This is a genomic window from Reyranella sp. (assembly GCF_004296935.1).
GTDB lineage: Bacteria > Pseudomonadota > Alphaproteobacteria > Reyranellales > Reyranellaceae > Reyranella.
This window is the reverse complement of sequence record NZ_SCVH01000021.1, coordinates 13,327-27,232: the sequence shown is the minus strand read 5'-3', so window position 1 is coordinate 27,232 and position 13,906 is coordinate 13,327. Positions and strand designations below refer to the sequence as shown.

Here is a 13,906-nt window from a genome sequence, read left to right as displayed (position 1 = left end):
CAATCATGGCCATCGACTACAGCCAGCTCATTCCCAACAACGTCGACCTCTCGAGCGACCGCCGGCTGCAGCGCGCGCTGGAGAACTGGCAGCCGCGCTTCCTCGACTGGTGGAAGGACATGGGCCCCGACGGCACCTCGGCCTACGAGGTCTATCTGCGCACGGCCATTTCGACCGATGCCAACGGCTGGGCGAACTTCGGCTACGTGAAGATGCCAGAGTACCGCTGGGGCATTTTCCTCGCCGACCGCGACGCCGAGCGGCAGATCGCCTACGGCGACAACAAGGGCAAGCCGGTGTGGCAGGACGTGCCGGGCGAGCTGCGCTCGACCTTGCGCCGCCTGATCGTCACGCAGGGCGACACCGAGCCCGCCTCGGTCGAGCAGCAGCGCCTGCTCGGCAAGACCGCGCCATCGCTCTACGACCTGCGCAACCTCTTCCAGATCAATGTCGAGGAAGGCCGCCACCTCTGGGCCATGGTCTATCTGTTGCACGCCTACTTCGGCCGTGACGGCCGCGAGGAGGCCGAGGAGATGCTGGTGCGGCACTCGGGCGATCCCGACAAGCCGCGCATCCTGGGCGCCTTCAATGAGGCGACGCCGGACTGGCTCTCCTTCTTCATGTTTACCTACTTCACCGACCGCGACGGCAAGTACCAGTTGGCGTCACTGGCCGAATCGGGCTTCGACCCCCTGGCGCGGTCCTGCCGATTCATGCTCACGGAAGAGGCGCACCATATGTTCGTGGGCGAGACCGGCATCGGCCGTATCCTCCAGCGCACCTGCGAGCTGATGAAGGAGCACAAGACGGATGACGTCCGCAGCTTGGGCGCGATCGATCTCGCGACCATCCAGAAGTACCTGAACTTCCACTTTTCGGTGTCCTTGGACCTGTTCGGCCAGGAAGCGTCGACCAACGCCGCCAACTACTACACGATGGGCGTGAAGGGACGCTTCCTCGAGACACGCATCGACGACGATCACCTGCTGACCAACGCCACCTACGAGATCGACACGACCGAGAACGGCCATATCGTGAAGAAGACGGTGCCGGCGCTGCAGGCGCTGAACGAGCGGCTGCGCCAGGATTATATCGAAGATTGCGCCAGGGGCGTGCTGCGCTGGAACAAGGTGATCGAGCGCGCCGGCATCAACTTCGAGATGAAGCTGCCGCACCGCGCCTTCAACCGCCGCATCGGCGCCTTTGCCGGCATGCGCATCTCACCTGACGGCAAGGTTCTCTCCGAGGCCGAGTGGAAGGCGAGCGAGGGCCAGTGGCTGCCGACCGACGAGGACCGCGCCTACGTCACCTCGCTGATGGGCCCGGCGATCACGCAAGCAGGCAAGTTCGCCCACTGGATCGCGCCGCCGGCGCGCGGCATCAACGGCCAGGCGGCGGATTTCGAGTACGTCAGGTTCAACTGAACCCTAGCGCTCCCTTGTCGCCTCAGCCGCCTCGGCCACGCTGGGGAAGGTGATGCCGCCGCCGTGCGCCAGCGCGAGGCCGCGGGCGATGTCATGCCGGACTCGGTCGCGCAGGTTGCCGATGGCGAAGCCGATGCCGCGCGCCGCCAGCTCGTCGTAGACTTCGGACAGGGTCTCGCAGCCCATCAGGTCGACGTCGACGATGGCGCCGCCATCCAGCACCACGCCCCGCACCGGCTCCGGTGAGGCCGCGACCAGCGCCTCGATACGGTCGCGGAACTGGTTGCAGTTGGCAAAGAACAATGGCGCCGAAAAGCGATAGACCAGCAGACCCGGCACCGGTGTCGCATCGCTGCGGTGCGCGGTGTCGTGCCAGCCGCCGTCGGGCGTGCGGCCGAGCACGGCGTCGACGGGAAATGCCAGCGCCCTGAGCAGCAGCACCAGGGCGAAGACGACGCCGATCAGAATGCCTTCCATCACCCCCAGCGCCACCACGCCCAGCAGCGTCACCAACGCGCCGGCCAGGCTGATGCCGCGGAAGCGCCACAGGCGCGCGAAGTCGCCGAAGTCGCAGAGACCCCAGGCCGAGGCGATCAGGATTCCGCCCAGCGCCGCCTGCGGCAGCCAGTAGAGGAGCCCCGCCAGCCACAGCGTGACGCCGGCCACGACGGCGGCCGCGATCACGCAGGCGACCTGCGTCCGCCCGCCTGCCGCCTCGGCGACCGCGGTGCGGGTGTCGCTGGCGCTGATCGGCAGGCCCTGGCTCAGCCCCGAGACGAGGTTGGCCATGCCGATGCCTAAAAGTTCCTGGTTGCCGTCGATGCGATAGCGGTTGCGCGCCGCGAAGCCGCGCGCCGTGATCATGGTGTCGGAGAAGGAGAGCAGCGCCGCCACCAGCGCCACCGGCAGCAGATCCTCGAAGTCGGCGAGCGTCAGCAGCGGCGGCGAGAGCGCGGGCAGGCCGGGCGGAATGCGGCCGACCACCGCGAGGCCCTGCCTGTCCAACCCGAACCACATCACGGCCAGGATCGAGCCCACCAGCGCCAGCACCGCGCCCGGCACGCGCGGCACGAAGCGGCGGCAGAGCAGGATGACGGCGAAGCTCGATCCTCCGATCGCGAGTGCGGTGAGATTGGTGTCGCTGAGGCGCTGCGCGATGCTGGCGAACTGGTCCAGGGTCGTCTCGCCCTGGGACTTGATCCCCAGCACCTTGGGCAGCTGCGCGCCGATGATCACCAGCGCGAGCCCGTGCATGAAACCCACGATCACCGGCTTGGAGAGAAAGTCGGCAACGAAGCCCAGCCGCAGCACGCCCGCCAGCAGGCAGAGCACGCCCACCATCACGCCGAGCCCCGCCGCCAGCAATGCGAGCCGCGTCGGATCGCCCAGGGCGAGCGGCGCCACCGCGACCGCCACGATCGCCGCCATCGCCGTGTCGGGCCCGACCACGAGCTGGCGCGAGCTGCCGAACAGCGCGTAGGCGAGCAGCGGCAGCATGCTGCCGTAGAGCCCGGCCAGCGGCAGCCCCGCCAGCTCGCCATAGGCCAGGCCCACCGGCACCATCACGGCGCCCAAGGTCAGCCCGGCCGCCAGGTCGTGCGGCAGATGGGCAGGCTTGTAGTCGCGGAGCGCGGCGAGCCCCGGCATCCAGCGCGAGATGTTCATGGCGATGATCTCCCCCACACCAGACTAGGACAGTCGGCAGGCCGGGGGAAAGGCGCCGCGGCGCTTCTGCGCGGTGGCGATAAAGCCCCTCCCCCGCGCTCGCGCAGGGGAGGAGGTATCGGATCGACCCAGTTGGGCTCTTTAGGCCTTCAGGTTCACGGCGGCATCCTTGCCGCGGTCCTGCTGGACTTCGTAGGTGATCTTCTGGCCTTCATTGAGGCCGTTGAGACCCGCGCGCTCGACGGCGCTGATGTGGACGAACACGTCCTTGCCGCCGCCATCGGGCTGAATGAAACCGAAACCCTTGGTGGCGTTGAACCACTTGACCGTGCCTGTAGCCATTTTCTGTATCCTGGTAAGTAAGAGAGCGTAAGTTAAGTGCGGCGACACGCGACGCGTGCCCCCGGTTATCTACGTATAGCGGCCCTACCGGTTCCCGAGCCCGCGGTCAAACGGGGGCAACGTTGTCCCAGGCCAGTCCGCCAGGACCCGGCGTCATTGGCCTCGCGGCGGTTGTCACCCGCGAGACCACGGAATAGACCATTGAAATGAACCCTGGCGGCATCTCCATCCACGTCTTCGACGTCTCCCGTGGCATCGCCGCCGCCGGGCTGCGCGTCGAGCTGTGCGGCCCTGACGGCAAGCTGCTGGCGTCGGGCGCGATTGGCGCCTCGGGCGCATTCGACCATCCGACGGTGCGCGGCGAGGGGCTGGTGGCGACCGGGATCTATGAGGCCATTTTCCATGTCGGCGACTGGTATCGCGCGCAGGGCGTGCCCGTGCCGACGCCGGCCTTCCTCGAGAGCGTGCCCTATCGCTTCGGCGTCGCCGACCTCGCGCAGCACTATCACCTGCCGTTGAAAATGACCCCTTGGGGCTTCTCGCTTTTCCGCGGCGGGGCCTGAGGGAGGCACGCCGATTGCTTGGCGTCGGAGGATGAAGAAGCAAGTCACGGGGGAAAACATGATCGCACGACGCACTTTGCTGGGCATGACCGCCCTTGCCGCCTTGGGCGGCGGCGCCTCGGCGCAGCAGTGGCCGGCACGGCCAGTAAAGATCATCGTCACCTTCCCGCCGGGCGGTGCCTCCGATGCGGCGGCGCGGGTGATCTCGGGGCCTTTGTCGGAAAAGCTCGGCCAGTCGGTGGTGATCGACAACAAGCCGGGCGGCGGCACCACCATCGGTGCCAATGCGGTGCTGGCGGCCAAGGACGACCACACGCTGATGCTGTCGAACAGCGCGCCGATCTCGATCGCGCCCTACCTGTTCGACAAACCGCCCTACGATCCGCTGAAGGATTTCGTGCACGTCTTCTATATCGGCTCCGTGGCCAACGCCTTCGTGGTGCGCCCGGCGGTGCCGGCCAAGGACATGAAGGAGCTGATCGCCTGGATCAAAGGCCAGGGCAAGCCGGTGCCGTTCGGCTCGGGCGGCCAAGGCTCTATCGGCCACATCATCGGCGAGATGTTCAAGGCCGAACTCGGCCTCAGCATGGAGCACATCGGCTATCGCGGGGCGGCGCCGATGTTCCAGGACATGATGGCGGGCCAGCTCGACTTCGCCGTGGTGACGCTGACCGAAGTGCTGCCGCTGGCCAAGGACGGCAAGCTCCGCATGCTGGCGCTGACCTCGACGCAGAAGGCGCCCTCGGCGCCCGACGTGCCGCTGGTGACGGAGCTGGGCTACCCCAAGCTGGTGGCCGAGAACTTCGTCGGACTGTCGGCACCGGCCGGATTCCCGGCCGGTGCGCAGGAGAAGCTGCACAAGGCGATGGCCGAGGTGCTGGCCGATCCGAAAATCGTCGAGCGGCTGGGCGACCTCGGGTTCGTCACCAAGCCTATGAGTTCGGCCGAGTTCACCGCCTTCGTGGCAGCGCAGGTAAAGGCTTTCCAGGCACCGGTGAAAGCCTCGGGAGCGAAACTCTAGAGGTTTCACTCCGGAGAGGTTTCGGGCGGCCGCGAATTGACGTAGAGGACGGCCGCGTGATCTCCAAACTCACCCTGTTACATATCGTGCTGGCCCTCATGGCCGCCGGCGGCGTCTACCTCGCCTGGCGCGAGGTGCGCCGGCTCTACATTTCGCAGTGGCGCCTGCTCGTCCCGCCGGCACTCGGGCTCGGCGTGGCGCTGGGCCTTGCCCTGATCCAGATCGTTTCCGCCCGGCAGCCGGGCTGGACCTTCGTCATGGCCCTGGTGCTGGGCCTTGGCGCAGGCGTGGTGCGTGGCTCCATGATGCGCATCGAGCACGACCTCTACCGCCCCAAGGTGGTCATGTCGCGGGCCGCCCGGTTCGTGCTGCTCTGGGTCGCCGTCCTGGTGGCGGGCGCCACCCTGGTGGAAATCCTGGGCGCGCGCACGGTGGAGGCGCTGGCGCCCGCCCGCTACGGCGCGGCGCTGGTGGCCATGATCTGCGCCGCGGCGATGCAGGGCCGCGCGCTGGCGTTGGCGGTCCAGCTCAACCGGCACTACGCCCATCTCCGGGACGAGGCCGCCGCCCGTGCCGCGCCGCGTCCGCCGGTTCGCCCGGAAATACCGCCCAGGTAGCTCCCTTTCGCCACCGGCTTGGGCTACAGGAAGACCCTGCAATTCCTTCCGGGTCCCGTCATGGCGCTTCCGTCCGGCATCTCCTTCTCCTCCGACCACAAGGTCGTCCTGCCCGCGCGCTTCAACGTCGCGGTGCCGTTCATCGACCGACACGTCGGTGAAGGCAGGGGTGCAAAGGCCGCGATCCGCATGGCACAGGAGACGGTGACCTACGCCCAACTCGCCGAGCGCGTGAACCGCACCGGTAATGCGCTGCTGGGCCTCGGGCTGAAGTCCGGCGACCGGCTGCTGATGGTGGTGAAGGATTGCCCGGCGTTCTTCTATCTCTTCTGGGGCGCCATAAAAGCCGGCATCGTGCCGGTGCCGCCCAACACGCTGCTGCGGGCACCCGACTATGCCTACATGATCGAGGATTCGGACGCGGCGCTGGTGGTCTATTCGACGGAATTCGCGGGCGAGATCGAACCGGCGCTGAAACAGATGCCGGCCAGGGCGCTCACCGTCGATGCGTTCCTGGCCGAGATGGCGAAGGCGTCCGACGAGCTGGAGCCGCGGCTGGCGGCGCCGACTCAGGACTGCTTCTGGCTCTATTCCTCGGGCTCGACCGGCCGGCCAAAAGGCGCGGTCCATGCCCAGCGCGACATGGTGGTGACCAGCGAGCTCTATGGCGCGCGCGTGCTGGGCGTCATGGAAGACGACGTCAGCTACTCGGCGGCAAAACTCTTCTTCGCCTACGGCCTCGGCAACGGCATGACCTTCCCGCTGTGGACCGGCAGCACGGCCGTGCTCGACGATCGGCGGCCGACGCCGGACACGACCTTCGACAACATCGAGCGCTTCAGGCCGACGCTCTATTACGGCGTGCCGACGCTCTATGCCGCGCAACTCGCCGCCCTCGAGACCAGGCCGCGCGATCTGTCGTCGGTGCGGGCCTGTGTCTCGGCGGGCGAGGCGCTGCCGGCCGACATGTTCCGGCGCTGGAAGGAAAGGACCGGCACGGTGATCCTGGACGGCATCGGTTCGACCGAGGCGCTGCACATCTTCATCGGCAACAGGCTCGACGATTACCGGCCGGGCACCAGCGGCAAGCCGGTGCCGGGCTACGAGGCGCGCATCCTCGACGAGAACGCCAAGCCGGTGGCCCGGGGCGAGAGCGGCGCGCTGTGGCTGAAAGCCGAGTCGGCCGCGAAATATTACTGGAACAAGCCGGAGAAAACGGCGGAGACGATGGTCGACGGCTGGCTCAACACCGGCGACACGTACCGAGAAGATGAGGATGGATATTACATCTACGAGGGCCGCAGCGACGACATGCTGAAGGTGGGCGGCATCTGGTGCTCGCCCGTGGAGATCGAGAACTGCCTGATCGGCCACCCCGCCGTGCTCGAGGCCGCGGTCGTGGGCCATGCCGACGAGGCCGAACTGATAAAACCCAAGGCGATCGTCGTCCTGAAGCAGGCGGGCAGCGGCGACGCCGCGCTCACCGAGGCGCTGATGGCGCTCTGCAAGAAGACCCTGGCGCCCTACAAATACCCGCGCTGGGTCGAATATCTGCCCGAGCTGCCCAAGACCGCGACCGGCAAGATCCAGCGCTTCAAATTGCGTGCGTGAGGCGGTATTTTCCGCTCTTATAGCGTCCAGGGAAACAGGGAGAGCGACCAATGAAGATCAGATTGTTTGGGCCCACAACAATTATGGCCCTGGCACTCGGCCTGCCGGCAATGGCGCAGAGCCCGATCAAGATCGGCTTCGTCAGCACCTTCTCCGGCCCGCAGGCCGCCATCGGCGAGGACATGCGGCGCTCCGCCGAACTCGCCAAGGAGCATCTTGGCGGCAAGATGGGCGGCAAGCCGTTCGAGATCGTCTACGAGGACGACACCTTCAAGCCCGACGTCGGCAAGCAGAAGTCGGAGAAGCTCGTACAACAGGACAAGGTCAACTTCGTCACCGGCTACATCTGGTCGAACGTGCTGCTGGCCTCGCTCAAGACCGTGACCGACGAGGGCGACACCATCCTGGTCTCGGCCAACGCCGGGCCGTCACAGATCGCGGGCGAGCTCTGCAACAAGAACTTCTTCTCGACCTCGTGGAACAACGACCAGACGCCGATGGCGATGGGCGAGTACCTGCAGAAGAAGGGCGTCAAGAGCCTCTACCTGATGGCCCCCAACTACGCCGCCGGCAAGGACATGATGGCCGGCGTCAAGCGCACCTTCAAAGGCGAGATCAAGGGCGAGGACTACACCAAGTGGCCCGACCAGCTCGACTTCTCGGCCGAGCTCGCCAAGATCCGCGCCGCCAAGCCCGAGGGCATCTTCATCTTCTACCCGGGCGCCCATGGCGTGCAGTTCCTGACCCAGTATGCCGCGTCGGGCCTGAAGGGCCAGGTGCCGCTCTACCAGGTGTTCTCGATCGACGCGATCACGCTGCCGCAGCAGAAGGACCTGGCGCTGGGCATCCTCGGCGCCCAGGAATGGGTCAACGACCTGCCGAACGACGCCAACAAGAAGTACGTCGCCGACTTCAAGAAGAAGCACGGCACCTACCCGTCGTTCTACGGCGCCCAGAGCTACGACGCGATCATGCTGATCGCCTCGGCGGCCGAGGCGCTGAAGGGCGATCTCTCGAACAAGGACAAGGTCCGGGCCGAGATGAAGAAGGCCAACTTCAAGTCGGTGCGCGGCGACTTCAAGTTCGGCAACAACAACTTCCCGATCGAGAACTTCTACATCCAGGACACGGTGAAGGATGCGGCGGGCATGCTGACGCTGAAGACCGTTGCGACCGCGGTGACGGCGGCGGTCGATCCGTACGCGTCCAAGTGCCCGATGAAGTGACGCCTCCCTGATTGGATATGGGGGCGTGATCATGGACGGGAGCGCGGTGACGCGCTCCCGTTTCGTTTGAGGGTTGGGGATGGACTATCTGCTGCTCCAGGTGCTGAACGGCGTGCAACTCGGCCTGCTGATGTTCCTGCTCGCCGCCGGCCTGACCTTGACCTTCGGCATCATGGATCTGGTCAACCTGGCGCACGGCTCGCTCTACATGATGGGCGCCTACATCGCATGGACGCTGATCGGCTGGACCGACTCCTTCGTGCTGGGCGCGATCCTGACGCTGCCCGCCACCTTCCTGCTGGGCATCGTGGTCGAGGCCGTGGTCATGCGACGGCTCTATGCCCGTGACCACCTCGACCAGGTGCTGGCGACCTTCGGCCTGATCCTGTTCTTCAACGAACTGGTGCGCGTGATCTGGGGGCCGGCCGGCAAGAGCATCTCGGTGCCCCAGTTCCTGAGCCACACCGTCGACATCCTGCCCGGCGTGCCCTACCCGGCCTACCGCTTCGCCATCATCGCGGTCGGCGCCGTGGTGGCGGTGCTGCTGGCCTGGCTGGTCGCCCGCACCCGGGTCGGTATGCTGATCCGCGCCGGCGCCTCCAACCGGCGCATGATCGCCGCACTCGGCGTCAACATCGAGCTGCTGTTCAGCCTGGTATTCGGCCTGGGCGCGGTATTCGCGGCGCTGGCCGGCCTGATGGCCGCACCCCTCACCTCGGTCAAGATCGGCATGGGCGACGACATCCTGATCCTGGCCTTCGTCATCATCGTCATCGGCGGCATCGGCTCGATCAAGGGTGCGTTCGTGGCCGCCATGGTGGTAGGCCAGATCGACATCGTCGGCCGCGCCTTCCTGCCCGACTTCCTCAAGACCTTCATGAGCAACGCTGCAGCCTCGAGCGCGGCGCCGGCGATCTCGCAGGTCCTGGTCTACGTCGTCATGGCGGGCGTACTGATCTGGCGGCCGACCGGCCTGTTCGGTCAAAGAACATGAGCGTGTGGACATGATGGCCGCCTTCCGCACGCCGCGCGGCCTCGCGACTGTGGCGATCCTGCTGGTGCTCGCTGTCCTGCCGCTGCTCACCCAGGCCTTCGACCAGCGCTACCTGCTGTCAATCGGCACACGCATCGTCATCTGGGCGATTGCCGCCGTCAGCCTCAACATGATCCTGGGCTATGGCGGGCTGGTGAGCTTCGGCCATGCGGTGTTCTTCGGCATCGGCGGCTATGCCGTCGGTATCCTCGACGCCCACGGCGTCTCGTCGGGCTGGATCCAGTGGCCGGTCGGCGTCGCCATGGCGGCGCTGTGGGCGGCGCTGGTGGGTGCGCTGTCTCTCCGGACCCGCGGTGTCTACTTCATCATGATCACCTTGGCGTTCGCGCAGCTCCTCTACTACGTCGGCGTCGGGCTGGAGGCCTATGGCGCCGACGACGGCCTCAACATCAGCCGCAGCCGCTTCGCCGGACTGATCGACATGCGCGACAAGGCGAGCTTCTACTGGCTCTGCTTCGTGCTGCTTTGCGGCACGCTGTGGTTCTGCAGCCGCTTCGCCAACGCGCGCTTCGGCTTCGTGATCCGTGGCGCGAAGTCAAACGACCTGCGCATGACGGCACTGGGTTTCCCGGTATTCCGCTATCGGCTGGCAGCCTTCACCATCTCCGGCGCCTTCGGCGGCCTGGCCGGCATCCTGCTCGCCAACGAAGGCGCCTACATCTCGCCCGCGATGATGTCGTGGGTGAAGTCGGGCGATCTGATCGTGATCGTCGTGCTGGGCGGCATGGGCACGCTGTTCGGTCCGCTCTACGGCACGATTGCCTTCTTCGTGCTCGAGGAGTCCCTGCCGCCGGTCCTCAATCTCGTACAGAAGGGCTGGGGCGAGTATTGGCAGATCGTGTTCGGCCCGATGTTGGTGCTGATCGCGCTCTATGCCCGCGGCGGCATTGATTCGCTGTTTGGACGCCGCCATGGTTGAGCCGCTGCTCAGCACCGACCGCCTGGTCAAGCGCTTCGGCGGGCTGGTCGCGACCGACACGGTCTCGATCGACGTCAGGCCGGGCGAGATCCACGCCCTGATCGGGCCCAACGGCGCCGGCAAGACCACGCTGGTGAGCCAGCTCACCGGCAACCTGACGCCCGATGCCGGCACCATCCATTTCGCCGGCCGCGACGTCACGCGCCTGCCGACCCACGCCCGCGTGCGGCTGGGGCTGGCGCGCTCCTTCCAGATCACCTCGGTGCTGCGCGAGTTCACCGCCCTCGACAACGTCGCGCTGGCTTTCCAGGCCCACGCCGGCCACTCGTTCCGTTTCCTGGCCGATGCGCGCCGCGACGAGCGCCTGCGCGCACCCGCCCGCCGCGGCCTCGAGGCGGTGGGATTGGGGGCGCGCGCCGAGACGCCGGCCGCCGCCCTCAGCCACGGCGAGCAACGCCAGCTCGAGATCGCCATGGCGCTGGCCGGCGATCCCAAGCTGCTGCTGCTCGACGAACCGATGGCAGGCATGGGCGTAGAGGAATCCCAGCGCATGATCGGCTTCCTCCGCGCGCTGAAGGCCGAGCGCGCCATGCTGCTGATCGAGCACGACATGGATGCCGTGTTCCAACTCGCCGACCGCATCACCGTCCTGGTCTACGGCCGCGCCATCGCCAGCGGCACGCCCGACGAGATCCGCGCCAATGGCGAGGTCCGCCAAGCCTATCTCGGCGACGAAATTGCAGAGATCGCATGATGCTGCGGGTACGCGACCTCGAGGCTTTCTACGGCGCCAGCCAGGCGCTGTTCGGCATGGAGCTCAGCGTCGATGCCGGCGAGGTCGTGACCTTGATGGGCCGCAACGGCATGGGCAAGACCACGACCGTGCACGCGGTCATGGGGCTGCTCGAGACCCGGCGCGGCATCGTCGAGTTCGAGGGCAGCCGAGTCGACCAGATGGCCTCATTCCGCATCGCCCGTCTCGGCCTCGGCCTGGTGCCCGAGGGGCGGCAGATATTCCCCAATCTCTCGGTGCGTGAGAATCTTTTGGCTGCCGCCGCCAACCGCAGCGCCCGCGCCAATCCCTGGACCATCGAGCGCGCTTTCGAGTTCTTCCCGCGTCTGGCCGAACGCCAGCGCAACATGGGCAACCAGCTTTCCGGCGGTGAGCAGCAAATGCTCGCGGTCGGCCGCGCCCTGATGACCAATCCCAAGCTCCTGATCCTCGACGAGGCGACCGAGGGGCTGGCGCCACTGGTTCGCTACGAGATCTGGTCCTGCCTCGGCCGGCTGAAGCGCGAAGGCCAGGCGATCCTGGTGATCGACAAGAACGTGGGCGCCCTGATCGGCCTCGCCGACCGCCATCACATCGTCGAGAAGGGCCGCGTCGTCTGGTCCGGCACGTCCGACGCCCTGGCCCGCGACAAGGAATTGCAGCACAGGTATCTTGGCGTCTGATCCTGCGGAGTTTTCGATGCGTCTTCTTGCTCTCGCCTCTCTGCTCGCTCTCGTCGCACCCGTTCAGGCATGGGCTCAGGGCTCGGTCAATGTCTACAACTGGTCCGACTACATCGCCGAGGACCAGTTGAAAGTCTTCGAGAAGGACACCGGCACAAAGGTCAATTACACGACCTACGATTCCAACGAGATCCTCGACGCCAAGCTCAGGACCGGCAAATCGGGCTACGACATCGTGGTGCCTACGGCCTCGCCCTTCTTCGTGCGCCAGCTCGCGGCCTCCCTCTACCTGCCGCTCGACAAGGCGAAGCTCAAGAACTGGAACAATCTCGATCCCGAGATCATGGCGGCACTGGCAAAGTATGATCCCGGCAACGCCCACGGCATCCCGTGGATGTGGGGAACGACGGGCATCGGCTACAACGTGGCCGAGATCAGCAAGCGCCTGCCCGACGCGCCGGTCGATTCCCTGCGCATGATCTTCGACCCGGCGGTGGTGTCGAAGTTCAAGGATTGCGGCGTCATGATGCTCGACAGCGCCACCGACGTGCTGCCGGCCGCGCTGAAGTATCTCGGCCTCGATCCCGACTCGAAGAAGACCGAGGACCTCGCCAAGGCAACCGACGTCGTGAAGGCGGTGCGGCCCTTCATCCGCAAGTTCCATTCCTCGGAGTACATCAATGCGTTGGCGGGCGGGAACATCTGCCTTGCCTTCGGCTTCTCCGGCGACGTCTTCCAGGCGCGCGACCGCGCCGCCAAGGCCAAGGACAAGCGTGACATCGCCTATGCCATTCCGAAGGAAGGCTCGCTGCTCTGGATCGACGTGGCGGCCATCCCCAAGGACGCGCCGAACCCAGCCAATGCGCTGCGCTTCCTCGATTTCCTGCTCGAGCCCAAGGTCGCCGCCGCCTCGAGCGAGCTCACCGGCTATGCCAACGGCAACAGGGCTGCTTTCGCGCTGCTGCCCAAGGACATTTCCGGCAATCCGCTGATCTATCCGCCGGCCGACGTGCGCAACAGGTTCTACACCATCACTGCCGGGACGCCCGAACAGACGCGCGAGCGGACACGGCTGTGGACCACCGTGAAGACGGGCCGGTGAGCGGACCCATCGTCAAGATAGAAGGCCTGACCAAGCGCTTCGGGGCCGTCGCCGCCGTCGACAGGGTCGATCTCGAGATCGCGCGCGGCGAGCTGTTCGCCCTCCTCGGTGGCTCAGGCTGCGGCAAGACCACGCTCTTGCGCCTGCTGGCGGGCTTCGAGACGCCCGACGCGGGCCGACTGCTGATCGACGGCCAGGACATGACCGGCGTGCCGCCGCATTTTCGGCCGGTCAACATGATGTTCCAGTCCTACGCCCTTTTCCCGCACATGAACGTGGCAGAGAACGTGGGTTATGGGCTGCGTCGCGAAGGCATGGCCAAGGCCGAAGCCGCGACGCGCGTTGCCGATGTGCTCGAACAGGTCCGTCTCGCCGAATATGCCCAGCGCCGCCCGGCGCAACTCTCAGGCGGCCAGCGCCAGCGCGTTGCCTTGGCACGCGCGCTGGTGAAACGGCCCAAGATCCTGCTGCTCGACGAGCCGCTGGCGGCGCTCGACCGCAAGCTGCGCGAAGGCACGCGCTTCGAACTGGTGCGATTGCAGGCCGAACTCGGCATCACCTTCGTGATGGTGACGCACGATCAGGAGGAGGCGATGTCGATGGCGACGCGGCTTGCCGTGATGGACGCCGGCCGCATCGTCCAGGTCGGCACGCCGTACGACATCTACGAACGTCCCGCCTCGCGCTTCGTCGCCGACTTCATCGGCGTCGCCAACATACTGAAGATCGAGGGCGGTTGGCTGGCGTTGCGGCCTGAGAAGATCGCCCTGTCGGTCGAACGCCCCGGCCTCCCAAATGTCGCCGCCGGCAAGATCGTCGACATCGCCTACGAGGGCGATCGCTCGCTTTACAGGATCGCCACCGACGGTGCCGTGATGATCGTGTCGACCACGCCCAACCTCTCGCA

Annotated in this window: 13 protein-coding genes and 1 pseudogene; 12 read left to right on the top strand and 2 right to left on the bottom strand. The window is 66.5% G+C overall.

Going from position 1 to position 13,906, the window contains the following annotated elements:
- Window positions 1-5: 5 nt before the first annotated feature.
- Entirely contained in the window at window positions 6-1,424 is a 1,419-nt protein-coding gene (boxB, locus tag EPO55_RS02615) for a benzoyl-CoA 2,3-epoxidase subunit BoxB (protein ID WP_296334834.1), read from the top strand.
- A 3-nt stretch (window positions 1,425-1,427) separates the two neighbouring features.
- On the opposite strand, the gene EPO55_RS02610 is transcribed toward boxB, so the two are convergent.
- Window positions 1,428-3,089 carry a SulP family inorganic anion transporter gene (locus EPO55_RS02610; protein WP_296334833.1) on the bottom strand — a complete coding sequence of 554 codons (1,662 nt, stop codon included), beginning with the start codon at window positions 3,087-3,089 and terminating at the stop codon, window positions 1,428-1,430.
- Window positions 3,090-3,230: 141 nt separating this feature from the next.
- Window positions 3,231-3,431 (bottom strand): cold-shock protein, encoded by a 201-nt coding sequence (locus tag EPO55_RS02605; RefSeq protein WP_181536066.1) that lies wholly within the window; start codon window positions 3,429-3,431, stop codon window positions 3,231-3,233.
- A 206-nt stretch (window positions 3,432-3,637) separates the two neighbouring features.
- Here EPO55_RS02605 and EPO55_RS02600 point away from each other — a divergent pair, with 206 nt between their 5' ends.
- The 11 genes and pseudogenes from EPO55_RS02600 to EPO55_RS02550 form a co-directional block, all read left to right on the top strand.
- Window positions 3,638-3,994 (top strand): hydroxyisourate hydrolase, encoded by a 357-nt coding sequence (locus tag EPO55_RS02600; protein ID WP_296334832.1) that lies wholly within the window; start codon window positions 3,638-3,640, stop codon window positions 3,992-3,994.
- A 58-nt stretch (window positions 3,995-4,052) separates the two neighbouring features.
- Window positions 4,053-5,015 carry a tripartite tricarboxylate transporter substrate binding protein gene (locus EPO55_RS02595; RefSeq protein ID WP_296334831.1) on the top strand — a complete coding sequence of 321 codons (963 nt, stop codon included), beginning with the start codon at window positions 4,053-4,055 and terminating at the stop codon, window positions 5,013-5,015.
- Between the two features lie 56 nt (window positions 5,016-5,071).
- A complete protein-coding gene (locus EPO55_RS02590; RefSeq protein ID WP_296334829.1) occupies window positions 5,072-5,632 on the top strand; it encodes a hypothetical protein in 561 nt (186 codons plus the stop codon).
- A 60-nt stretch (window positions 5,633-5,692) separates the two neighbouring features.
- Window positions 5,693-7,243 carry a benzoate-CoA ligase family protein gene (locus EPO55_RS02585; RefSeq protein WP_296334828.1) on the top strand — a complete coding sequence of 517 codons (1,551 nt, stop codon included), beginning with the start codon at window positions 5,693-5,695 and terminating at the stop codon, window positions 7,241-7,243.
- Window positions 7,244-7,326: 83 nt separating this feature from the next.
- A complete protein-coding gene (locus EPO55_RS02580) occupies window positions 7,327-8,469 on the top strand; it encodes an ABC transporter substrate-binding protein (RefSeq protein WP_296334942.1) in 1,143 nt (380 codons plus the stop codon).
- 79 nt (window positions 8,470-8,548) lie between these two features.
- Window positions 8,549-9,463 (top strand): branched-chain amino acid ABC transporter permease, encoded by a 915-nt coding sequence (locus EPO55_RS02575; protein ID WP_296334827.1) that lies wholly within the window; start codon window positions 8,549-8,551, stop codon window positions 9,461-9,463.
- 10 nt (window positions 9,464-9,473) lie between these two features.
- Window positions 9,474-10,442, top strand: coding sequence for a branched-chain amino acid ABC transporter permease (locus EPO55_RS02570; RefSeq protein ID WP_296334826.1), 969 nt, complete (start codon window positions 9,474-9,476; stop codon window positions 10,440-10,442).
- The gene (locus tag EPO55_RS02565; RefSeq protein ID WP_296334825.1) at window positions 10,435-11,196 is read left to right on the top strand and encodes an ABC transporter ATP-binding protein; all 762 of its coding nucleotides are present in this window, start codon (window positions 10,435-10,437) and stop codon (window positions 11,194-11,196) included. Before EPO55_RS02570 ends, EPO55_RS02565 begins: the two co-directional genes overlap by 8 nt.
- Window positions 11,193-11,897, top strand: coding sequence for an ABC transporter ATP-binding protein (locus tag EPO55_RS02560; protein ID WP_296334824.1), 705 nt, complete (start codon window positions 11,193-11,195; stop codon window positions 11,895-11,897). The genes EPO55_RS02565 and EPO55_RS02560 overlap by 4 nt, the downstream gene beginning before the upstream one ends.
- Window positions 11,898-11,913: 16 nt before the next feature.
- Window positions 11,914-12,999 carry a polyamine ABC transporter substrate-binding protein gene (locus EPO55_RS02555; protein WP_296334823.1) on the top strand — a complete coding sequence of 362 codons (1,086 nt, stop codon included), beginning with the start codon at window positions 11,914-11,916 and terminating at the stop codon, window positions 12,997-12,999.
- Window positions 12,972-13,898: pseudogene (locus EPO55_RS02550) on the top strand (ABC transporter ATP-binding protein); the annotation flags it as partial. The gene EPO55_RS02555 and the pseudogene EPO55_RS02550, both read left to right, overlap by 28 nt.
- Window positions 13,899-13,906 lie beyond the last annotated feature (8 nt).

What these genes read in the sequence shown, in the direction of transcription:
- boxB (WP_296334834.1), top strand. Translation starts at nt 6, where the DNA reads ATGGCCATCGACTACAGCCAGCTCATTCCCAACAACGTCGACCTCTCG.
- EPO55_RS02610 (WP_296334833.1), bottom strand. Translation starts at nt 3,089, where the DNA reads ATGAACATCTCGCGCTGGATGCCGGGGCTCGCCGCGCTCCGCGACTAC.
- EPO55_RS02605 (WP_181536066.1), bottom strand. Translation starts at nt 3,431, where the DNA reads ATGGCTACAGGCACGGTCAAGTGGTTCAACGCCACCAAGGGTTTCGGT.
- EPO55_RS02600 (WP_296334832.1), top strand. Translation starts at nt 3,638, where the DNA reads ATGAACCCTGGCGGCATCTCCATCCACGTCTTCGACGTCTCCCGTGGC.
- EPO55_RS02595 (WP_296334831.1), top strand. Translation starts at nt 4,053, where the DNA reads ATGATCGCACGACGCACTTTGCTGGGCATGACCGCCCTTGCCGCCTTG.
- EPO55_RS02585 (WP_296334828.1), top strand. Translation starts at nt 5,693, where the DNA reads ATGGCGCTTCCGTCCGGCATCTCCTTCTCCTCCGACCACAAGGTCGTC.
- EPO55_RS02580 (WP_296334942.1), top strand. Translation starts at nt 7,327, where the DNA reads ATGGCCCTGGCACTCGGCCTGCCGGCAATGGCGCAGAGCCCGATCAAG.
- EPO55_RS02575 (WP_296334827.1), top strand. Translation starts at nt 8,549, where the DNA reads ATGGACTATCTGCTGCTCCAGGTGCTGAACGGCGTGCAACTCGGCCTG.
- EPO55_RS02570 (WP_296334826.1), top strand. Translation starts at nt 9,474, where the DNA reads ATGATGGCCGCCTTCCGCACGCCGCGCGGCCTCGCGACTGTGGCGATC.
- EPO55_RS02565 (WP_296334825.1), top strand. Translation starts at nt 10,435, where the DNA reads ATGGTTGAGCCGCTGCTCAGCACCGACCGCCTGGTCAAGCGCTTCGGC.
- EPO55_RS02560 (WP_296334824.1), top strand. Translation starts at nt 11,193, where the DNA reads ATGATGCTGCGGGTACGCGACCTCGAGGCTTTCTACGGCGCCAGCCAG.
- EPO55_RS02555 (WP_296334823.1), top strand. Translation starts at nt 11,914, where the DNA reads ATGCGTCTTCTTGCTCTCGCCTCTCTGCTCGCTCTCGTCGCACCCGTT.